Origin of the sequence: Streptomyces hydrogenans, from assembly GCF_014656075.1 — a bacterium.
Lineage (GTDB): Bacteria > Actinomycetota > Actinomycetes > Streptomycetales > Streptomycetaceae > Streptomyces > Streptomyces hydrogenans.
On the sequence record NZ_BNBS01000015.1, the window covers coordinates 1 to 18,847 of the forward strand.

18 protein-coding genes and 1 pseudogene are annotated in these 18,847 nt (G+C 74.5%); 12 read left to right on the top strand and 7 right to left on the bottom strand.

Annotated elements, in window-relative coordinates; translation table 11 throughout:
* Positions 1–1,174 (top strand): annotated as a pseudogene (locus IE321_RS09140) (hypothetical protein); the annotation flags it as partial.
* A gap of 19 nt (positions 1,175–1,193) precedes the next feature.
* Here the strand turns inward: IE321_RS09140 and IE321_RS09145 are convergent.
* Positions 1,194–2,474, bottom strand: a complete 1,281-nt coding sequence (locus IE321_RS09145; RefSeq protein ID WP_190222423.1) for a hypothetical protein — start codon at positions 2,472–2,474, stop codon at positions 1,194–1,196.
* Between the two features lie 214 nt (positions 2,475–2,688).
* Here IE321_RS09145 and IE321_RS09150 point away from each other — a divergent pair, with 214 nt between their 5' ends.
* The 3 genes from IE321_RS09150 to IE321_RS09160 all read left to right on the top strand — a co-directional run bounded on the left by IE321_RS09150 (position 2,689) and on the right by IE321_RS09160 (position 5,563).
* Positions 2,689–3,024: a hypothetical protein gene (locus tag IE321_RS09150; protein ID WP_190222424.1), complete on the top strand. Its 336-nt coding sequence runs from the start codon at positions 2,689–2,691 to the stop codon at positions 3,022–3,024.
* A gap of 79 nt (positions 3,025–3,103) precedes the next feature.
* Positions 3,104–4,534 (top strand): polysaccharide lyase 6 family protein, encoded by a 1,431-nt coding sequence (locus IE321_RS09155; RefSeq protein WP_190222425.1) that lies wholly within the window; start codon positions 3,104–3,106, stop codon positions 4,532–4,534.
* 108 nt (positions 4,535–4,642) lie between these two features.
* Positions 4,643–5,563 (top strand): hypothetical protein, encoded by a 921-nt coding sequence (locus IE321_RS09160; RefSeq protein WP_190222426.1) that lies wholly within the window; start codon positions 4,643–4,645, stop codon positions 5,561–5,563.
* A gap of 21 nt (positions 5,564–5,584) precedes the next feature.
* Here IE321_RS09160 and IE321_RS09165 read toward each other — a convergent pair whose 3' ends face one another.
* Complete coding sequence (locus IE321_RS09165) at positions 5,585–7,111, bottom strand: serine/threonine-protein kinase (protein WP_190222427.1); 1,527 nt, start codon at positions 7,109–7,111, stop codon at positions 5,585–5,587.
* A 156-nt stretch (positions 7,112–7,267) separates the two neighbouring features.
* On the opposite strand from IE321_RS09165, the gene IE321_RS09170 reads away from it, so the two are divergent.
* Positions 7,268–7,816 (top strand): GNAT family N-acetyltransferase, encoded by a 549-nt coding sequence (locus IE321_RS09170; RefSeq protein WP_190222428.1) that lies wholly within the window; start codon positions 7,268–7,270, stop codon positions 7,814–7,816.
* A gap of 166 nt (positions 7,817–7,982) precedes the next feature.
* Here the strand turns inward: IE321_RS09170 and IE321_RS43015 are convergent, their stop codons facing one another.
* A complete protein-coding gene (locus IE321_RS43015) occupies positions 7,983–8,318 on the bottom strand; it encodes a hypothetical protein (protein WP_308076843.1) in 336 nt (111 codons plus the stop codon).
* On the opposite strand from IE321_RS43015, the gene IE321_RS09175 reads away from it, so the two are divergent.
* The 5 genes from IE321_RS09175 to IE321_RS09195 all read left to right on the top strand — a co-directional run bounded on the left by IE321_RS09175 (position 8,295) and on the right by IE321_RS09195 (position 12,495).
* Positions 8,295–9,116 (top strand): hypothetical protein, encoded by an 822-nt coding sequence (locus IE321_RS09175; protein ID WP_308076844.1) that lies wholly within the window; start codon positions 8,295–8,297, stop codon positions 9,114–9,116. The genes IE321_RS43015 and IE321_RS09175 overlap by 24 nt on opposite strands.
* A gap of 186 nt (positions 9,117–9,302) precedes the next feature.
* The gene (thrS, locus tag IE321_RS09180; protein WP_190222429.1) at positions 9,303–10,586 is read left to right on the top strand and encodes a threonine--tRNA ligase; all 1,284 of its coding nucleotides are present in this window, start codon (positions 9,303–9,305) and stop codon (positions 10,584–10,586) included.
* 68 nt (positions 10,587–10,654) lie between these two features.
* The gene (locus IE321_RS09185) at positions 10,655–11,185 is read left to right on the top strand and encodes a P-loop NTPase family protein (RefSeq protein WP_190222430.1); all 531 of its coding nucleotides are present in this window, start codon (positions 10,655–10,657) and stop codon (positions 11,183–11,185) included.
* Positions 11,186–11,258: 73 nt separating this feature from the next.
* Complete coding sequence (locus IE321_RS09190) at positions 11,259–11,630, top strand: hypothetical protein (RefSeq protein ID WP_226652944.1); 372 nt, start codon at positions 11,259–11,261, stop codon at positions 11,628–11,630.
* 253 nt (positions 11,631–11,883) lie between these two features.
* The gene (locus IE321_RS09195; protein ID WP_190222431.1) at positions 11,884–12,495 is read left to right on the top strand and encodes an HD domain-containing protein; all 612 of its coding nucleotides are present in this window, start codon (positions 11,884–11,886) and stop codon (positions 12,493–12,495) included.
* Positions 12,496–12,540: 45 nt separating this feature from the next.
* Here the strand turns inward: IE321_RS09195 and IE321_RS09200 are convergent, their stop codons facing one another.
* Positions 12,541–12,954, bottom strand: a complete 414-nt coding sequence (locus tag IE321_RS09200) for a hypothetical protein (protein WP_043228544.1) — start codon at positions 12,952–12,954, stop codon at positions 12,541–12,543.
* Positions 12,955–13,143: 189 nt separating this feature from the next.
* Here IE321_RS09200 and IE321_RS09205 point away from each other — a divergent pair, with 189 nt between their 5' ends.
* Positions 13,144–14,184, top strand: a complete 1,041-nt coding sequence (locus tag IE321_RS09205; protein WP_190222432.1) for a vWA domain-containing protein — start codon at positions 13,144–13,146, stop codon at positions 14,182–14,184.
* Positions 14,185–14,218: 34 nt separating this feature from the next.
* On the opposite strand, the gene IE321_RS09210 is transcribed toward IE321_RS09205, so the two are convergent.
* The gene (locus IE321_RS09210; protein ID WP_190222433.1) at positions 14,219–15,460 is read right to left on the bottom strand and encodes an FAD-dependent monooxygenase; all 1,242 of its coding nucleotides are present in this window, start codon (positions 15,458–15,460) and stop codon (positions 14,219–14,221) included.
* Positions 15,461–15,637: 177 nt separating this feature from the next.
* On the opposite strand from IE321_RS09210, the gene IE321_RS09215 reads away from it, so the two are divergent.
* On the top strand, positions 15,638–16,687 hold the full coding sequence (locus tag IE321_RS09215; protein WP_190222434.1) for a TetR/AcrR family transcriptional regulator C-terminal domain-containing protein: 1,050 nt from the start codon (positions 15,638–15,640) through the stop codon (positions 16,685–16,687).
* A 240-nt stretch (positions 16,688–16,927) separates the two neighbouring features.
* On the opposite strand, the gene IE321_RS09220 is transcribed toward IE321_RS09215, so the two are convergent.
* Both IE321_RS09220 and IE321_RS09225 read right to left on the bottom strand, forming a co-directional pair.
* Positions 16,928–17,428, bottom strand: a complete 501-nt coding sequence (locus tag IE321_RS09220) for a hypothetical protein (protein WP_190222435.1) — start codon at positions 17,426–17,428, stop codon at positions 16,928–16,930.
* Positions 17,425–17,865: a YunG family protein gene (locus IE321_RS09225; RefSeq protein WP_190222436.1), complete on the bottom strand. Its 441-nt coding sequence runs from the start codon at positions 17,863–17,865 to the stop codon at positions 17,425–17,427. The genes IE321_RS09220 and IE321_RS09225 overlap by 4 nt, the downstream gene beginning before the upstream one ends.
* Between the last annotated feature and the right edge of the window lie 982 nt (positions 17,866–18,847).

Below are 18,847 nucleotides of genomic sequence, written 5' to 3' on the forward strand. Positions count from 1 at the left end.
GGGCGACGACCGGGCCGCGGCGGCCGGGTCGGCCGCGGCCGAGGCCGCCGCCCACGCGCGGCCCACCCGGGTCGCGGCCCTGCTCCAGGACGTCCTGACCCGCCCGAGCGGGGTGAAGGTCTCCGTACGGAAGGCCGCCGCGCGGCTCGCCGCCCGCCATCTGCCCCCGGCGGACGCCACCGCGCTCCTGACCGCCGTGGGCCGGACGCCGGGCGTCCACCCCGACGTGCGCGCCGCCGTCGTCGGCCTGGCCGCGGTCCTGCCGCTCACCGAGGAGCTGTGGACGCTGCTGGAGTCGACGGTGGCCGAGGGTCCCGAACCCGCCCGCGTCGCCCTCCTGGACGTGCGGCCGGCGGATCTGGCGGCGGCGCACCGGGGTCGGTTCGGGGAGCTGGTGGCCCGGCTGCCGTTCGTCGCCCAGGAGGAGACGGCGTACCGCGCCCTGTCCGAACTCGCCCTCTGGGCGCGGTACGCGCCCGCGGCGGGCACCGCCCTCGTGGACGCCTACACGGACCTCACCAGGCCGGGGAACGTGTGGCAGGTGAGCAGCGGCCTGACCGAACTGGCCGGGTCGGAGCTGCCGCACCCCCTCGGGGGCGCGGAGCCCGGCAGCCTGCTGCACGAGGTCGTGGCGCGGCTCCTGGCGCTCGTCGCGGCCGGGGAACCGGAGGGCGGCGGGCGCGGCGGAGACCTGCCGGCCCTGCGCCGCCTGCGGTCCCTCCTCGACACGCGGCGCCTGGACCACCGGACCTGCGCGCGCCTGGCCCGGCAGCTGGCGGACGAACCGCTGGTCACGGGTGCCCGCGTCGGCCTCCTCGCCCGCGCTGTCGACCTGACGGCGCCGGAGGCGGAACTGGATGCTGCCGTGGCCGAGTTGTCCGCCGTGATCGAGGGCCGTCCGGTGCTCGCGGTCCTGGCCGCCGAGGACCTGGACGAGGCCCACCGCTACGGCGCGCCCCTCGGCGACCCGACCGCCGCCCTCGCCGTCGCGCGGACCCTCGGCGAGGACGGCGGCCTCGTCCCCGGCCTGCTCGCCGTCGCCCTCGCCAACGCCCTCGGGCTCCGGCAGGGCTGGCCGGACGCCTGCCGGACCGCGCTGATCGCGCTGCGCCGCCACCCGGAGGCGGACGTCCGCGAGCAGGCCCACGAGACGGACCTGAGCGACCGGCACTGACGTGCCGGGGACGCGGGGGTCAGAGGGGCAGTCGCCCCGGGAACGCCCCGTGGCCGACGCCCGGCGCGGTCAGGGCCAGCCAGCCGTGGCCGCGCGCCTCGGTGCCGGGCCCGACCGCGTTCGGGTCGACGGAGAGGTGGGCGCAGGCGGAACGGGCTCCGGCCGTACCCGCGTTGGGCGGGGCGTCGTCGTACTCGGGGTCGAAGTCGGGGTCGTCGACCGCGAGGGTCTCCCAGGGCAGCGGGTCGCCCTCCCACTCGGGCTCGCTCTCGGCGGCGAACTGGCGAATCACCCGGCCGTCCTCGGCGACGAGCCACACGTCGGAGCCGCCCGCGTCGTCCAGGAAGAAGAACTGGGCCTGACCGCAGTGCGCGCTGACGCGTTCGACCGTCTCGACCATGCCGTCCCAGAAGTCGCCGACGAGGAGGTCGAAGGGGCCGAAGACCAGGCGCCAGCCGTCCAGTTCCGGGGTGATGAAGACCCGCCCCACGGACCGCGTCCCGCCGGTCTCCCCGCCGTCGGGCACCTGGAGCTCGCGCCCCTCGACCGCCGCCTCGCCCGCGGCGCACGTCACGGGGCGGGGGTCGTGGAGGTCCAGGGCCGTGAAGAGCCCCTCGTACGACGTCGCCGGCACGGCCATCCACCAGCCGCTGAGCTCGTTCGAGGGGGCGGCCGGCGTCTCGTGCGGGATCTTCACCCGGATCAGCCGCTCGATCGCGGCGCGGTCCCGCTCGTCGAGCGCGTCGGCGCCGCCCCCCGCGACGAGGGCGGCCATCGCACCCCGCCGGGTCCGCGGCGACTCCGCCGGGTCGCGGCGCAGGGCGCGCAGCCGGGGCCGGAAGGAGGCGTGCGTCCGGCGGGCGTAGTCGTCCGCCTTGTACGGGGCGACCCGGCCGCGCGCGTAGCACTCCACGAGGGCCCGCAGGCCGGCCTCCGACTCCGTCGTCAGGCGCAGGAGGCCGGAGAAGCCGTTGCCCGACGTGCTGTAGTCGGGGTCGGACGCCAGGGCCGCGTACCGGTCGGCGCAGCGCTCGTCGAACGCCGTGAGCAACCGCCCCAGCAGCCAGCCCGCCACCTCCTCGCGCCGCCCGGCCTCCACCAGCGCGTCGAAGGCGGGCGGTCCGATCAGCCCGAGGGCCCGCGTGTACGGCTTCAGCCCGGCCGATCCCCGTACGGCGGCGACCTCCGCCAGCAACTCCGTCACCACGGACCCGCCTTCAGCCGTGAGCCACGCGGCGGCGGCCTCGGCCCGCGCCGGATCGGCGCCGTCCAGATCCTCAAGCAGAGATTCGATCTTCATACGGCAGCACCCTAGGCCCCGGGCCTCGTCCGGGCCGAAGCGGACCGGACCGGGGCCGGCCCCGGGACTCACCGGCGGCCGGTCCGGGGCCGGTCCGCGGTGTGCGAGGATGCCGCCGTGATCGATGTGCGAAGGGCCCGTGCCGCGTAGAACTCCCTCTTCGCTCCGGCCGCGTGGCCGTGCCGGGCGCGGCCCCTGGCTGCGCTATCGCGATGTGCCCGGTCTGTCGGGGGCGGCGAACGCGGCCGTCCGCGTGCTGGAGCGGGACCGGATGACACCGGGCGTGGTGTGCGTCGCGCTGAGCGTCTGGTCGGTTCGCGTCCACGGCACGGTGCGCCGGTGGCGCCCGTGGGAGGCCGAGTTCACCTGCCCGTGCTGCGGCGGGGGCTGGGCCCGCGACCGGCTCCAGGAGGCCCTGGCGCGACTGCCGCCGAGGGCCGCCGCCGAACTGCGGGTGCGGGTCGAGCGCCTGGACGACGTACTGCTCCGACGGACGCACCACGAGCCCGCCTCGGACCCGGAGTCGGCGTGGTGGCACCGCAGGTGCTGACGGGGGCGCGCGTTAGCGGGGCGTCAGCGAGACGGCAGGGGCGGCGTCGAAGCTGGAGGGGACCACACCAGGAGGCATCATGCGACGACGTACGTTTCTCAAGGGGACGCTGATGGGCTCGGCCGCGGCGGCCGTGCCCCTGTCAGGGCTGGCGCAGGGAACGGCCGCGGCGGCCGGGACCGTGAACGTCGGCAGCATCGCCGCGTTGCAGGGGGCGATCGACGCGGCCGGGCCCGGGGACCGGATCGTGCTCGCCGACGGCGCCTACACCGTCCCCTCGGCCGGCATCCGGATCACGGGGAAGCACGGGACCACGGACGCGCCCATCACCATCGTGTCCGCCGGCCGTGGCGGTGCCGTGCTCAACGGAAGCGCCGGTTTCGTGCTGTCGGCGTCGAGCAACATCACGCTCAGCGGCTTCGCCTTCCGGCAGACGACCACGCTGGCCGTCCCGGCGGACTGCTCCCGCATCCGGCTGACGCGCAACGACTTCAAGCTCGCCGACAGCGCCGGGCTCGACTGGGTGACCGTCCGCGGCGACGACGTGAAGGTCGACCGGAACTACTTCCACCACCGGACGTCGCAGGGCATCTTCCTCGTCATCGACGGGCCGGGGACCACCGCCATGGCCCAGCGCACCCACGTCTTCCGCAACTACTTCGCCGACCACTCCTACACCGGCGCCAACGGCGGCGAGGCGATCCGCCTGGGCGTCAGCCACCGCGCCCTGTCCGTCGCCGACGCCCTCGTGGAGTACAACCTCTTCGAGCGGTGCGACGGCGACCCCGAGGCGATCTCGGTCAAGTCCTCCGGCAACACCATCCGCTACAACACGCTCCGCGACAGCAAGGGCGGCATCGTCCTGCGGCACGGCAACGTCACCACCGTCGCGGGCAACCACATCCTGGGCGGCGAGAACGGCGTGCGCCTGTACGGCAACGACCACCTCGTGGTGAACAACCACATCGCCGGTACGACCTCCCGGGGCATCGTCATCGGCAGCGGCACCACTCGCGACCACCACGAGGGCGAGACCACCGAGGAGCGGCGCGGCAACGACGCCTGCGACCGGGCCGTCATCGCGCACAACACGCTCGTCGGCAACGCGGCGACGCTCTCGGGCGAGAGCCGGACCCACGAGCCGCGCGACGTCGTCGTCGCGGACAACATCCTCGTGGCCTCCGGCGGCACGCTCGTCAACCTCGGCACGACCAGCGGCTTCACCTGGCAGGGCAACATCCTGTGGGGCACCGCCGCCAACGGCACGATCCCGGCCGGCGGCTTCCGCCGCGTCGACCCGCTGCTCCGGAAGGACGCCGACGGGATCAGCCGGCTCACCGCCGGCAGCCCGGCCGTCGACGCCGCCACCCTCACCTCGCTGTCCGTCCCCGAGGACGCCGACGGCCACGCGCGCGGCACCGCCCGCGACGTCGGCGCCGACGAGTACTCGACCCTGGCACCGGTCCGCCGTCCCCTGACGACGACCGACGTCGGCCCGAACGCGGCCTGAGGCCCCCGCGGCCGGCCCCGCAGCCACGGGGCCGGCCGCGACGCCCGGAAACGCGGGCGGAGCCACCCGCCACCGGCCGCGGCCCCAGGGCGCGTCTACGCTGGCCGGATGCGGCGCAGTGACCTCACCGGGGACGACGGTACGTGGCAGGGCCTGGCCCTGGAGGTGGGCGACCGCCCGCGGCCGGGGCTGTGCGTCTTCGGCGCGGGGCGGCGGCTGCTGCTCGCCCAGGGCTCCCGGCCGGTGCTGTTCGCCGTCGTCGACGCGTACCTCCAGGACGTGGACTTCCGGCGGACCGACGCGTACCGCTCCTTCGTCCCGCCCCCGCGCGCCGACGAGGCCCGGGCCCTGGCCGGCAGCCCCGAGCGGTGGGCGCACCGCTTCGCGGGTCTCCTGGCCGGCACCCCGGAGGGCCCCCTGCACGACGGCCGCTGGCTGCTGAGGCCCGCGCCCCGCCTCCTGAGCTGGCGGCACCCGCGGACCTCGCAGGCCGAGCACTGGGACACGATGCTCGTCGAGGGACATCCGGACGGCCTCGTCGACTGGTTCCACCACAACAGCGGGTGGGAGGTGCTGCCCCTGCGCCCGATGCCGGACGCGGGGGACGGCCGGGTCAAGGCGTACCGCAAGCAGGCACGCGACGGCGTTCTGCCGCCGGTCCTGCTCTGGTGGGTCAGCGGCCTGGACTGCCACCTGATCCTGGACGGGCACGCCCGCCTCGCCGCGGCGATCGCCGAGTCCGTCGAGCCCCCGCTCCTGGAACTGCACCGCGCCCTGCCGGCCGACGACCTGGCCGCCCGCACCCGGGACGCCGTGACCGCCTACGAGCACGAGCTGGCCCGCTTCGCCGGGCTGCGTGCCCTCCACGGCCCCACCGTCCCCGACGGCACCGCCGAGGCCGGTCCCGAACTGTCCCGCCGCCTGCGCGACCTCAACACCGGGCAACAGCCCACCTGGTGCTGGCCGCTGACCGGCGGAGAGCCCCGGTGGCACCGCCTCGCCCAGGAGGCCGGCTTCACCCGCGCCTGAGGCGCGCCCGCCGCCTCCCGGTCACTTCACCGCGCGGAAGCCGGTGCAGCCGAAGCGCTTCCAGCGGGTCCTGTCGTCGTTCTCGGCGTCGTAGACGACCACCGTCCAGTCGCCGGTCCTCGCGGTCACGGGCGGGGCGCCGGGGAAGTCCCGGGGGTAGGTGAGGGACTTCTCGGCGGTGCCGAGGCGGACCGGCCGGGAGGTGTGGCCGAAGCCCCGGGTTCCGGGGGGTTTCACCCCGACCACGAGGCGGTAGCGGTGGTCGCCCTGGAACGCGAAGCTCACGTCGATCGACGCCGCGCCCGAGGCGTACGTGACCGAGGTCGAGGACGTGCTGCCGGACGGGCCCGCCTCCGGGGGGCGGTCGCACGCGCCGGCCCCGAGTCTCGCCTGCTTCGGGTCCTTCGAGAGCGACCAGCGGACGTCCGAGGCGGACACGGCCTCGACGGGCCGGGGGGAGGGGGCCGACTGCTCCGTGTCCGGCTTCTCCGTGTCCGGCCGGGTCGGGTCCGGTGTGACCGGCCCGCCCCGGGCTCCGCTCGCACCGGTGTCGGGGGCGGCGCTTCCCCAGCCCTGCTGCCACGCCGCCGTGCCCGCGGCGCCCGTCAGCAGCAGGACCAGGGCCACCGTGCCCCAGCCGGAGCGCCGGACGCGGGCCGGGGCGACGGTCCCGGCCGCGGGCGGGGCGGGGTCGAGGCGCGTGGGCGGCAGGGCCGTGGGCGGCAGGGCCTCGTCGGCGGGCGCGGCGCAGCGCGCGATCACCTCCGCCGTGCCGGGCCGTTCCCCGGGGTCCTTGGCCACGCAGGCGCGGATCAGTGCCCGCAGGTCGTCGGAGCCGTCCGTGCCGTCCGGCAGGTCGATGTCCTCGTGCACCGCGCGGTACGAGACGGCTTCGGCGGGGCCGTCGCCGAAGGGGGGCCGGCCGGTCGTCGCGTACGCCATGGTCGCGCCGAGCGCGAAGACGTCGGCGGCCGGGGACGTCTCGTTGCGCAGGAGGACCTCGGGCGCGGTGAAGCCCGGGGTTCCCGGTACGGCGCCGGTGCGGGTCAGGGCCGTGTCGTCCGGGCCGCGCGCGATCCCGAAGTCGATGAGCCGGGGGCCTTCGGCGGCCAGGATGACGTTCTGCGGTTTCAGGTCCCGGTGGGTGACGCCGTAGGCGTGGACGCTCTCCAGCGCCCGCGCGAGCTGGGCGAAGAGCGTGCGGCCCGCTTCCGCACCCAAGGGCCCCTGTGCGGCGATCGCCTGACGGAGCGTCGGTCCGGGGACGTACTCGGTGGCGAGCCAGTAGGGGGCCTCGTCCAGCGACGCGTCGACCAGCCGGGCCGTGTGCGGGCCGCGGACGGTGCGGACCGTCGCGACCTCCCGGCGGAAGCGGGCCAGCACCTCCGGGTGTTCGGTGATCTCCTCCCGGATCACCTTGAGCGCGACCGTCCCGCCGTCCGGTGTGCGCGCCAGGTACACCTGGCCCATGCCGCCCGCACCGAGCCGGCCGAGCAGGATGTGGTCGCCTATGCGCGCGGGGTCCTGGCCTGGTCTCAGTGGGTCCACGCCGCCGACTGTAGTGCGGCCGCCGCCGCGTCCACGGGCGGATGGTGGATCTTGCCGGGCCGGGAGGCGGCCCGTGCGTCGCGCGGCGGGCCCCGGTGTCGTTCGGCGGGTGTGAACTCGGCTCGTTCCGGCGGGCCCTGGGGTAGGTTGCGCGTCATGACTGAACTCGGACCTGACTCCTGGCCGCCCGCCCCGATACGGACCGAACGGCTCGTGCTGCGCGAGTCCGGGACCCCGGACCGGTCGGCGTTCGTCGAGCTGTTCGCCTCGCCGGAGGTGGGGACGTACGTGGGGGGCGCGCGACCACGCGACGAGCTCGACCGCGCGATGCCCGAGGTGCCCGGGCGGCGCCCCGGCCTCTTCGTGGTCGAGCGCGACGGGGCGATGATCGGCATCATCACGCTCGACCGGCGGGGCGCGGACCGCCCCGGACACGTCCGTCCGGAGGGCGGGGAGGCCGAGCTCGGCTACCTCTTCCTGCCCCACGCCTGGGGGCACGGGTACGCCGCCGAGGCGTGCGCGGCGGCCCTCGACTGGTTCGCCGCGACGCTGCCCGGCGAGCCCGTGGTGCTCACCACCCGGACCGACAACGACCGCGCCGTGCGCCTGGCCGCGAAGCTGGGCTTCACGGAGCTGGAACGCTTCGAGGAGTACGGGGCCGAGCAGTGGTTCGGCGTGCGGGACGCGGTGCCTTCGGCCCGCTGAGCGACGCCGCCCGGGCTCGGGGCGGTGGGGGAAGGTGGCCGGCGAAGGACGGGAAGGCGTCGGGGGCGTGACCGGAAGCGGCGCTTCGGGCCGCGGTCGTCGAAGTGACGTGAAGATCGCTCCGGCCGTACAACCCTATGGGTGGGCTGTGAGTCTCCGTTGGTGATCACGTCGTGATCGGACCCTCGAGGAGACCATCATCAGCGCCATACGCAAGACCCTCACCGCCACCGCCGTCGTCGGCGCCGTCCTGGCGGGTTCGGCCGCCTGCGGGACGGTCGAGCAGCTGTCCGCCGGGAAGAAGCTGGACCAGGCCTTCGAGAAGCTCGGCAAGGAGACCTCGCTCTCCTTCGAGCTGGACCTCGACGTCGACGCCCAGACGCTCAAGGAGCTGGACGCCGGGACGGACCCGGAGCCCGGCGAGGAGATCCCGGACGAGGCCGCCGAGCTGATCAGCGGCGCCAAGATCAGCGTCACGATGGAGTCGAAGAAGCCGATCCACGAGTCCGAGGAGGACGACTTCGTCGGGATGGCGATGAAGTTCAGCACCCCCGACGGCGACCTGCTCGAGTACCGCCTCATCGGCGACTACGCCTACGTCCGGGCCGACGTCGAGAAGCTCGGCGAGGCCATGGGCAGCCCCATGCCGCCCGCCGACGAGCTTCCCGAGGAGGCCGGCGCCTTCAAGAAGGTGCTGGAGGGCGAGTGGGTCAAGTTCGACTACAAGGAGCTGGAGAAGGCCGGCCAGGAGCAGCTGGGCGAGGACGCCGACGCCAAGGCGTCGCCCGAGCCGTCGCTGGACCCCAAGACGCAGAAGAAGCTGCTGGCGGCCCTGCGCGAGGTCGTCGCCCGTGACGTCGAGTTCACGACCGCCGGCGGCGAGGACGGCACCGAGCACATCTCGGCGACCGCGCCGTTCCGCACGCTGATCACGGACCTCCTCGGGGAGATCCGTCCGCTCGCCAAGGAGCTCCCGCCCGGCGTGGAGCTGCCGACGGGGGCGGACCTGAAGGACGCCCCGGACACCAAGGTCACGGCCGACTTCACGCTCAAGAACGGCGAGCTGACCGAGGTGTACGTCGACCTCGCCAAGCTGACCGAGAACGCGAAGGTGAAGAAGTTCGGCCTCGGGCTCAAGCTGAGCGGCGGCACCAAGCCGACCGCCCCCGCCGGAGCCACCGAGCTGAAGCCGGAGGATCTGATGGGCGCCTTCTCCGGCGCCATGATGCCGGGCGACGAGGAGTTCCCCGAGGGCGAGTTCCCGGAGGACGGCGAGTTCCCCGTCGAGGGCGGCGCGTAGGACCGAAAACGCGGATGCGGGCGTCCCGTCGTCCCGCTACCGTCTCCCGCATGAAGCATGCCGCTGAGACGACGACGCCGGAGAGTGTCCCGGCGCGCTGACCGTTGTCTCAGTCCGAAGCCCCGGGGCGAGTGCCCCGGGGCTTCGTGCCGTGGTCGCCCGCCCCTCGACCGCGAGGAGACCACCGTGCACGACCACCGCAGACTCGGCCGCGAGCTCGGCCTGTTCGACACCGACCCGCTGATCGGCGCGGGACTCCCGTACTGGCTGCCCGACGGCGCCGCCGTACGGCACGCCCTGGAGGAGTACGTCCGGGAGGCCGAGCGGCGGGCCGGGTACCAGCACGTGTACTCGCCCGTGCTGGGCAAACGGGAGCTGTACGAGATCTCGGGCCACTGGGCGCACTACAGCGACGACATGTTCCCGCCCATGGACCTCGGCGGGGAGCAGGTGGTGCTGCGGCCGAGCCTGTGCCCGCACCACGCGCTGATCTTCCGGTCCCGCTCCCGCAGCCACCGCGAGCTGCCCCTGCGGATGGCCGAGCTCGGCGGCATGTACCGCTCCGAACCGTCGGGGGTCCTGGGCGGGCTGACCCGGGTGCGGGCCATCCAGCTCAACGACGCCCACGTCTTCTGCGCCCTGGAGCAGGTCGCCGAGGAGGCCCGGGCGGCGCTGGGCATGATCCGGAGCGCGTACGAGGCACTGGGCATCGTCCCCGGTCGGTACCGGCTCTCGCTGCCCGGACCCGGCGGCAAGTACGTGGACGCGCCCGACCTGTGGCGGCGGTCCACCGCCCTGCTGACCGAGGCGCTCGACGCCTCGGGGCTGCCGTACGAGGCGGAGGAGGGGGAGGCGGCGTTCTACGGCCCGAAGATCGACGTCCAGGTCACCGACGCCGCCGGCCGGGAGTCCACCCTCTCCACCGTCCAGGTCGACTTCCACCAGCCCGAACGCTTCGACCTGCGCTACGTCGGCGCGGACGGGGCCCGGCACCGCCCGGTCATGGTCCACCGCAGCATCGTCGGCAGCGTCGAGCGGGCCGTGGCCCACCTCGTCGAGCGGCACGGCGGCGCCTTCCCCGCCTGGCTGGCCCCCACCCAGCTGGCGATCCTCCCGGTCTCCGACGCCGAACTCCCCCACGCCACCGCCCTCGCGCACCGGTGCGTCTCCCTGGGCCTGCGCGCCGACGTGGCCGGCCCCGACCGCGGCACCCTCGCCGCCCGCGTCCGCGCGGCCCGCCTCGTCCCGTACCAGGCCGTCATCGGCGCCAGGGAGGCCGCCGCCGGCCTGGTGTCCGTCCGCCTCCGGGACGGCCGGCGGCCGGCGGCCCTCCCGGCGGACGACCTGCTCACCCGGATCGGCGCCCTCGTGGCGTCCCACAGCACCGGACTGTGGGACGGCCCCGAGCCGCCGGAACGGGCGGAGGACCCCGACCGGCTCGACCCGCCCTCCCGGCCCCCGACCGCTTGACGGGGCTCGGGAAGGGGAAGCGGGATCATGGTGTGCGGGGAACGCACGTGTCGAGGAAGGGATCAGGGGTGCGGAAGGTAGCGCTGTTCGGGCCACCGGCGAGCGGGAAGTCCACGATGGCGCGGGCGCTGTCGTCCTCCCTCGGGCTCCCGCACACCGACCTGGACGACATCCTGTTCGCCGGCGCCGAGCCGCTGCCCCTCGACGCGTTCCGCGCCGCGGCGGAGCGCGTCACGCGGGAGGACGCGTGGGTGGTCGAGGGGAACTACTCGAAGCTCGCCGACGTCGTCTGGCACCGGGCCGACGTGCTGGTCTGGCTCGACCTCCCGCTCCCCCTGGTCGTGCGCAGGATCGTGTCCCGGAGCCTGTGCCAGCTCACGGGCCGGGAGACCAGCGCGCAAGCACGCCGCCTCACCTGGAACAGGGCCTTCTTCGGACGCCGGTCGCTGCTGCGCACCGCGATCCGCAAACACCGCCACAACCGCCCCCGTTACGCCCGTCAGATCGCCGGAACGGCCGCGCTCGGCGTCCACGTCGTCCGGCTGCGCAGCGGCCGGGAGGCCCGTACGTGGCTGGCACGGGAGCTGGAGCGCGGGTGAGGGGGCTGGAGGGTGCGCTGCGCAGCCCACTATTCGGGTGCGCGGCCGCGTCCCCTCCGGCGAGGATCCGGGGATGGAGAGAGTGATCGACCTCGACGAGGCCGCTGCCGTTCTGGCCGGGCGGCGCGGCGGGTGGCAGGCGGCCGGGCTCGACGTGGGGCGGTTGACGTGGCGGGACGCGGAGGCGCCGTGGCCGCAGCCGCTGGAGACCGACCGGGCCCGGGCACTCGACCCCGACTCGGTGGGGATCGTCGTGTCCGGTGCGGGGGACGCGGTGTTGTCCGTGGTGCTGTTCCGAGGCGGCTGGGCCGACGTGGACTTCCTCGACGGAGCCGACGGCGGGGGAGCCCTCCCCGCCTCGGACATCACGTCGGCCACGGGCTTCGGCGCGCGCCTGGACCGCTGGATCGCGCGTGCCTTCGGGAGCGCCGAGAGGGCGGGGTAGCGACGGCCTGGGCTCTCGCACGTCCGGCCGCGCCCGGTGGAACCTGTCGGCCCGGGGCGGCCGGAGCACCTCCGCGCCCGGGCCACCGCGTACGGGGGCTCCGGCCCGAGCGGCGGCATCGACGGGGGGCGGGAGCGGGCCGGAACGGCGGCATCAGCGGGGGCGGGAGCGGCCCGGAACGGGGGCATCAGCGGGGGCGGGAGCGGCCCGGAACGGGGGTGGCCCTCGTTCCGGCGCTGGGTAGGGTCGCCGGATGACCTCGCCTCTGGATCCGCTGTCGCGCGCCCTGGACGGTCCGAGCGACCCGCCGTTGCGGGCGCTGCCGCCCGAGGTGGCGGCGCTGTTGCGGGAGTTGGGGGCGCCGCCGCGGCTGGCCGCGCATCTGCGGGCGGTTCACGACGTCGCGGTCGAGCTGGTCGAGTGGGTGCGGGGGCGTTGTCCGGACCTGGTGTTCGACCGGGACGCCGTGCTCTTCGGCGCGGCCACCCACGACGTGGGGAAGGTGCTGCACCCGGGAGAACTCGTGGGCGGCGGCTCCGCGCACGAGGCCGCCGGGCGGGAGCTGTTGCTCCGGCACGGGGTCGCGGCCGCGCGGGCCCGGTTCGCGGCCACCCACGCCTCCTGGGACGACCCGGCCGCCACCGTCGAGGACCTGCTCGTCAGCACCGCCGACAAGGTGTGGAAGGACAAGCGCGTCACCGACCTGGAGGACCGGCTCGTCCGGGCCCTCGCCGAGGCGACCGGCCGCGAACCCTGGGAGGAGTTCCTCGCCGTCGACGACGTCCTGGCCCGTCTCGGGGCGGACGCGGGGCGCCGGCTGGCCTTCCAGGCGGCCTTCTCCACCGAGGCCGCGCCCCCTCGCTGAGCCGCCGAGGGCCCCGCCACGGCCGCTCCCGTGACGGGGCCGCTCCTACCCGTAGTACGCGGGGCTCCACCAGGACGACATCACCGAGGCGGTCAGCACGAGGCCGGTCGCCGCCATGAGGCGGGCGGCCCTCGGGCGCCGGCGCGGGTCCGCCGCCGCCGCGAGGACCAGCAGCGGCACGGAGGGGAAGAAGACGAACATCCCGACCAAGGAGGCGAAGACCGACCACGGCAGGAGCAGCGCCGCGAGGGCTGCGGCGACCCCGGGGAAGATGTCGGGGCGGGCGTGGAGGAGCAGCGGGACGACGAGGAGCGCGGTGGTCGCGGCCACGAAGGGCAGGACGAAGGAACCGCCCCGCTCGATGACGACCGGCGGCAGGGGCACGACCACCGCGCAGACGGCGAGCGCGAACTGCCACGGGTGGACGTACTCGCGCGTGGTGACACGTGTGGTTGTCATGGTCGCCCCCAGGAACCGACGGACTTGAACGTGTTCAATGTACCGCGCCGACGAGGCTTCCGGGCGATCGGCCGGTGGGGTTCGCGGGCCGCTCGGCCAGGGCGGCGGGGGCGTTCCCGGGCTCGGGCCGATTGTCAGTGCCGGGTGAAACAGTAGGGATATCAAGTCGGCAGAGACGGGGAGTTGGCCATGTCCGGAAACCAGAACTACATCAATCACGTCGCACTCGTGCTGGACGCCAGTTCGTCCATGTCGCACCTGCGGGGCAAGGTCGTCGAGGTGGCCGATCAGCAGATCGCGTACCTCGCGCGCCGGTCGCGGGAGCTGGACCAGGAGACCCGGGTCACGGTGTACGTGTTCGCGGACGACGTGAAGTGCGTCATCTACGACAAGGACGTGCTCCGGATGCCGTCCCTGAAGGAGATGTACCGGGTCGGGGGCATGACGGCGCTGCTCGCGGCCGCGCTGAAGTCGCAGCGGGAGCTGGCGCAGACCGCGCAGCTGTACGGCGACCACAGCTTCCTGACGTTCGTGCTGACCGACGGGCAGGAGAACGCCAGCCACCGCAGCCCCGACTCGCCCAGCCGGACGCCGCGCGTCCTGGTGTCGGCCGTGGCCGAGATGATCGAGCGGCAGGCCGACAACTGGACGCTGGCCGTGCTCGTGCCGGACCAGATGGGCAAGCGCGAGGCCATGAAGTGCGGCTTCCCGAAGGACAACGTCGCCATCTGGGACGCCACCAGCACCCGGGGCCTGGAGGAGGCCGGGCAGGTCATCCAGCAGGCCACGGAGAAGTTCATGGTGGGCCGCACCAAGGGTATCCGGGGTTCGCGCGCGGTGTTCTCCGTGGGCGCGGAGGCGGTCAACAAGGAGACCATCGAGGCGGCCGGCCTCACCCCGGTCGACGCGTCCGCGTACCAGCTGATCCCGGTGGCGCGTGACGCGGCGATCCGCGAGTGGGTCACCGAGTCCGGTCACACGTACAAGACCGGCTGCGCCTACTACCAGCTGAGCAAGTCCGAGAAGATCCAGGCGCGGAAGCGGATCGCGGTGCTGGAGCGGAAGACCGACCGCGTGTTCACGGGACCGGAGGCCCGGGCCCTGCTGGGCCTCCCCGACGAGGAGGTGCGCGTCAAGCCCGACCACAACGCCGACTTCACCATCTTCGTGCAGAGCACCAGCGTCAACCGGAAGCTGGCGCCCCAGACCCGTCTGCTGCTGATGCACTGACCGTCCCGCACGCACCGGCCCCCGTCCCGCCCGGTCAGCGCCCCGCACCTCGGGCGCCGACCGGGCGCGGCGCGCCGAGGGCGTACTCCGGCAGGGCGATGTCGCCGGCCTTCGCGAACTGCGCGGCCATGAGCGACCGCATCGGCCAGCGGGTCATCGAGCGCATCGACAGGTCGCGCATCCGGATGCCGAGGCGGCCCGTGGGGGCGAAGCCGGCCGCGCCGCCGGGCGGGAGCTCCTGGGCCTGGGTCACGTACGGGCGCATCACCGTGTCGTAGCGGCGGAAGGCGGCGTCATGGACGCCCTCCGCGGCCGCCAGCTCACCGGCGAGGACGTACGCGCCGACCAGGGCGAGGCTGGTGCCGAGGCCGGTGAGCGGAGTGGCGCAGTAGCCGGCGTCGCCGAGCAGCGCCACCCGGCCGCGCGACCAACTGTCGAGTCGCACCTGTGCCATGGAGTCGAGGAAGAAGTCGGGGGCGGTGCGCATCGCCCGCAGCAGGCGCGGGGTCTCCCAGCCGACCCCGGCGAAGCGCCGGGCCACGATCTCCTTCTGGGCCTCGACGTCCCGGCGGTCGTAGGCGAGCGGCGGGGAGCGGAAGCTGAAGCCGGCCTTGATCTCGCCGGGCAGCCGGCCGGGGCGCGCGGAGGCGACGAGGCCGCCGGGCGCGTTGTGCATCAGGTACCAGCTGTCGAGGTCCAGGTCGTCGTGGGCGGTGAACCACGCCGTGTAGAGGTCGAGGGGTCGGGCGAACTCCTCTTCCGGACCGAAGGCGAGCGCGCGGACGACGGAGTGCGTGCCGTCGGCCCCGACGACGAGGGAGAAGCGGCGCGGGGCCGCCTTCTCGAAGGTGACGGTGACGGCGTCCGGGTCCGTGTCCTGGTCGATGCCCGTGATGGTGTCGTCGAAGAGGTACTCGGTGTCCGGCAGCGTCGCCTCGTGGAGCAGGTGCGCGAGGTCGCCGCGGAGGATCTCGATCTCGGAGACGATCCCTTCGCCGCCGAAGCTGTCGGCGGGCACCCGCGCGGTGACCTTGCCCTTCCCGTCGACGAGGGCCAGGCCCCGCTGGTCGACGGTGATCGCCTTGGCCCGGTCCATCAGGCCCATCCGCTCGATGACGGTCCGTCCGGCGCCCCGCAGGTCCACCGTCTGCCCGCCCGGCCGGGGCTCGGGCGCCCGCTCCACGACCGTGACCGCGAAGCCCGCCTTGCGTAGCCAGTACGCCAGCGCCGTTCCCGCGATGCCGGCGCCGCTGATGAGGATCTCGTTCTTCGTCATGCAGCGAATGTACGCCGTACGCAGACTAGTGCGCAAGCGCCAATCCACCGGGAATGAAGGGCGATTACACTGCTACGCACTAGTGCACCAGGACTGACGCGGGGTGACACACGGGACCCCCGGCCGCTGAGGGCTAGGATGGACCGCATCCAGGTGCACTAGTGCGGAGGAGTATCGGTGGGCGGCGGATCAGCGGTACCGCGCTACAGCCAGATCGTCGGCGAGCTGCGGCGACGGATCGAGGCGGGGGAACTGGCACCGGGCGACCGGGTGCCCTCCACCCGGGAGATCACCCGACAGTGGGGCGTAGCCATGGCGACGGCCACCAAGGTGCTGACCGAGCTCCGCCGCGAGGGCGTCGTCCACGCCGTCCCGGGCGTCGGGACGGTCGTCACGGCCGTGCCGACGAACCAGGCCGCGGCGACGCCCGCATCCACCCCAGCGCATTCCCCTGCCCATGCCCCCGCCTCCCCCGTCGGCCGCGCGGCGCGCCCCGCCCGCTCCGCCGCCCCCGCCCGCCCGGGCGCACCGTCCGACGCGACGGCCGGTGGCCAGACGGGGCTCACGCTCGCGCGGATCGTGCGCGCCGCCGTCCTCGTCGCCGACGCGGAGGGGCTGGCGGCGGTCTCCATGCGCCGGGTCGCGGCCGAGCTCGGCGTGGCAACCATGTCGCTGTACCGGCACGTCACCGACAAGGACGACCTGCTGGTGCGGATGATGGACGCCGCCATCGCCGAGCGCCCCCTCCCCACCGAACCGCCGCCGGGCTGGCGGGAGGCCCTGGAGGTGGCGGCCCGACAGCTCTGGGGCCTGTTCCGGATCCACCCCTGGCTGGCACCGGCCCTGTCCCTCACCCGGCCGCAGCTCATCACCTCGGCGCTGGCGTACAGCGAATGGGTCCTGGAGGCCCTGCACGCCCGCGGACTCGACGACCAGACGGCCTTCACCGCACACCTGACGCTGCTCAACTACATCCGCGGCCTCGCCCAGAACCTGGAGACGGAGCGGGAGGCGGAGGCGCAGAGCGGCCTCGACAGCGAGGAGTGGATGGACACCCAGGAGTCCGCCTTCCAGTCGACCCTGGACGGCGGCCGCTACCCCGGCCTCGCCCGCCTCGCGAAGTCCGGATACGACCTGGACCTCGACGGGCTCTTCGAGTTCGGCCTCCAGCGCCTCCTCGACGGGCTCGCCGTCCTCCTGGGGGAGGGCGACACGTCCGGCGGCTGAGCCGGTCACGGGGCTGCCGGCGGGTCTGGGTGTGGGGTGGGGCCGGGGGTGGGTGTGAGGCCAGGTCCGGGTCCGGTTGACCACTGGCGGCGCCTTCGATCCGGATCGACCGCTGCCTCGGTCCCGGTCCCGATCTCCGCCTCAGTCTCGGTCCCGATCTCGGTGTCGGTGTCGGTGTCGGTCTCGGTCGGGAGGTGACCGCCGCAGCCGAACCCTCCTCGGACACCGCCCCCGCACCCCTCAGTCGGGAGCGACCTGAAGGGCCACGACGAAGTGCTCGCCGTCGGTCCCGGCGACGACGCTGTCGAGGAACGGGGAGACGCCGTTCACGGCGCCGCACGCCTCGTCGTGGTTGGTCCACCAACTGCCGTCCGGGCCGAGGAGAGAGACCGCCCGTTCCGCAGCGCGCGCGGCGACCTCGGCGGACAGGTGCCGGTGGCTCGGCCAGTACAGGTCGACGGTCGCGAGCCGGACCAGGAAGGGAGCGGCCTCGCGCGTCTCCAACGGTTCCAGCGCGGCGCAGAGTTCCGGGACGGGCGGCGGCACGTACCCGGGGGCGAAGCGCCGCCACGCCTCGTCCGCCGCCATTTCGGCCAGCAGGAGACCGATCCGCCCGGCCAGCTCCGGCAGATCGGGCTCCGACTCGGTGAACCGGCCGGCCGCCACGTACACGCGCGCCGGCGTGGCCAGTTCGGCCATCGCCGCACGCAGCCCCCCGACCACGCCCCCGGTGGACGTCATGCCGTGCTGCCGCCGGACATCCCGGGGCCGCGCGCCCCGTCGGCTTCGGCGGCCACGCCGAGCCGCCGGAGTACCCGCTCGCGCAGGAGCGTGTACTCGTCGTGGAGCCTGCGCCACTCCGCGAACGGCGGGCGCGGGATCACCGTGCCGGCGGTGACGGTCTCCTCGGGGCCGAACTGCTCGCGGGTGAGGTCGACCTCGACGCCCTCCCCGAGGCGGTTCCACCAGTGATAGTCCACGCGCGCGCCGTCGACGTGCACCTCACCGCGGAGCAGTTCGCCGCCCAGCAGGTCGTTGACCACCATCGCGGTCACCCCGCACTGGTCGCGGGCCGGATTGTCCTCGGTCCAGCGGGACCGGAACTCGGGCGTGCACGTCTCGGCGCTCCAGCTGTCGCGGACGGCTCGTTCGATGTCGGAGAGAAGCAAGGGCGTCATGCCGGCGATCTTGTCAGGCGGCACTGACACCCGACGCCGAGGCGCATCGTCCAGAGACCGGCAAGGGGCCCGAGGCGCGGGTCGGGGCCGGGGCACGGGTGAAGGGGTGGGGGTACGGGCTCCGGGGACGAAGTACGGGTGAGGTGGCCGAGGTACGGGTGAAGGAGCGAGGTACGGGTGAAGGAGCGAGGTACGGAGACCGGGGGACGCGCGCGACGGCCGAGGTGCAGGAGGAGGGGCGAGAGACGGTGGCCGAGAGACGGGCGCGGCGGCCGAGGCACGGGCGGGCGGCCCGGAACCCCTCCGTCCCGGACCGCCCGGTCCTCGGTGCGCTCCACCGTCGACGGGCCGCCCGCCGAGCTCCCCCGCCCGCGCGGGGACAACCCGTCATGACCCACCTGCCGGTGAGGTCTCCGGCGGAGCGGACGGGGTTCCCTGGGGCGCCCCGTCCTGTGGTCACCATCGTGCCGACGGGCATCAACAGATCACTAACACGACCTCTCGTCGAGCCGGAGGAACGAGGGCGGACGCACGTCGGCGGATGCGGCAAGGACGTGCGAGGATCCCGGTGCGGACGGATCACGGAGCGGGCCGATCCGCCGTTCTCTACCGGAGGGGAGCACGGGCACCGTGGATGACGACGAGATGCGCAGGCGGTTCGACGGCGCCGCCCGTGTCCAGCTGATGTTCCGGCGCGGCTACACGTCGGCGAGCAAGCAGCGGGCCGAGGCGATCGGGCACGCGCTCGGCTACCGGCCGGTCATCGCGGAGAGCGCCGGCTGGCGCGGCATCCGGCTGACCTTCGCCCGCGACGAGGCCCCGGACGCGCGCCGCCGCCGCGAACTCACCATCGCCCGGCTCCGTTCCGGCGGCCCTGTCCTCCCACCCACGGAGACACCGCCGCCACCGGCACCGCTCCCCCCGCCACCGGCCGCACCGCCGACGCGAACCGCTCGCCCCCGCGCAGGCGGCCCGCCCTCGG

Bases quoted from the DNA above. Each gene is read 5' to 3' on its own strand.
- IE321_RS09145 (WP_190222423.1), bottom strand. From the start codon at position 2,474: ATGAAGATCGAATCTCTGCTTGAGGATCTGGACGGCGCCGATCCGGCG.
- IE321_RS09155 (WP_190222425.1), top strand. From the start codon at position 3,104: ATGCGACGACGTACGTTTCTCAAGGGGACGCTGATGGGCTCGGCCGCG.
- IE321_RS09160 (WP_190222426.1), top strand. From the start codon at position 4,643: ATGCGGCGCAGTGACCTCACCGGGGACGACGGTACGTGGCAGGGCCTG.
- IE321_RS09170 (WP_190222428.1), top strand. From the start codon at position 7,268: ATGACTGAACTCGGACCTGACTCCTGGCCGCCCGCCCCGATACGGACC.
- IE321_RS09175 (WP_308076844.1), top strand. From the start codon at position 8,295: ATGGAGTCGAAGAAGCCGATCCACGAGTCCGAGGAGGACGACTTCGTC.
- IE321_RS09190 (WP_226652944.1), top strand. From the start codon at position 11,259: ATGGAGAGAGTGATCGACCTCGACGAGGCCGCTGCCGTTCTGGCCGGG.
- IE321_RS09195 (WP_190222431.1), top strand. From the start codon at position 11,884: ATGACCTCGCCTCTGGATCCGCTGTCGCGCGCCCTGGACGGTCCGAGC.
- IE321_RS09200 (WP_043228544.1), bottom strand. From the start codon at position 12,954: ATGACAACCACACGTGTCACCACGCGCGAGTACGTCCACCCGTGGCAG.
- IE321_RS09205 (WP_190222432.1), top strand. From the start codon at position 13,144: ATGTCCGGAAACCAGAACTACATCAATCACGTCGCACTCGTGCTGGAC.
- IE321_RS09210 (WP_190222433.1), bottom strand. From the start codon at position 15,460: ATGACGAAGAACGAGATCCTCATCAGCGGCGCCGGCATCGCGGGAACG.
- IE321_RS09220 (WP_190222435.1), bottom strand. From the start codon at position 17,428: ATGACGTCCACCGGGGGCGTGGTCGGGGGGCTGCGTGCGGCGATGGCC.
- IE321_RS09225 (WP_190222436.1), bottom strand. From the start codon at position 17,865: ATGACGCCCTTGCTTCTCTCCGACATCGAACGAGCCGTCCGCGACAGC.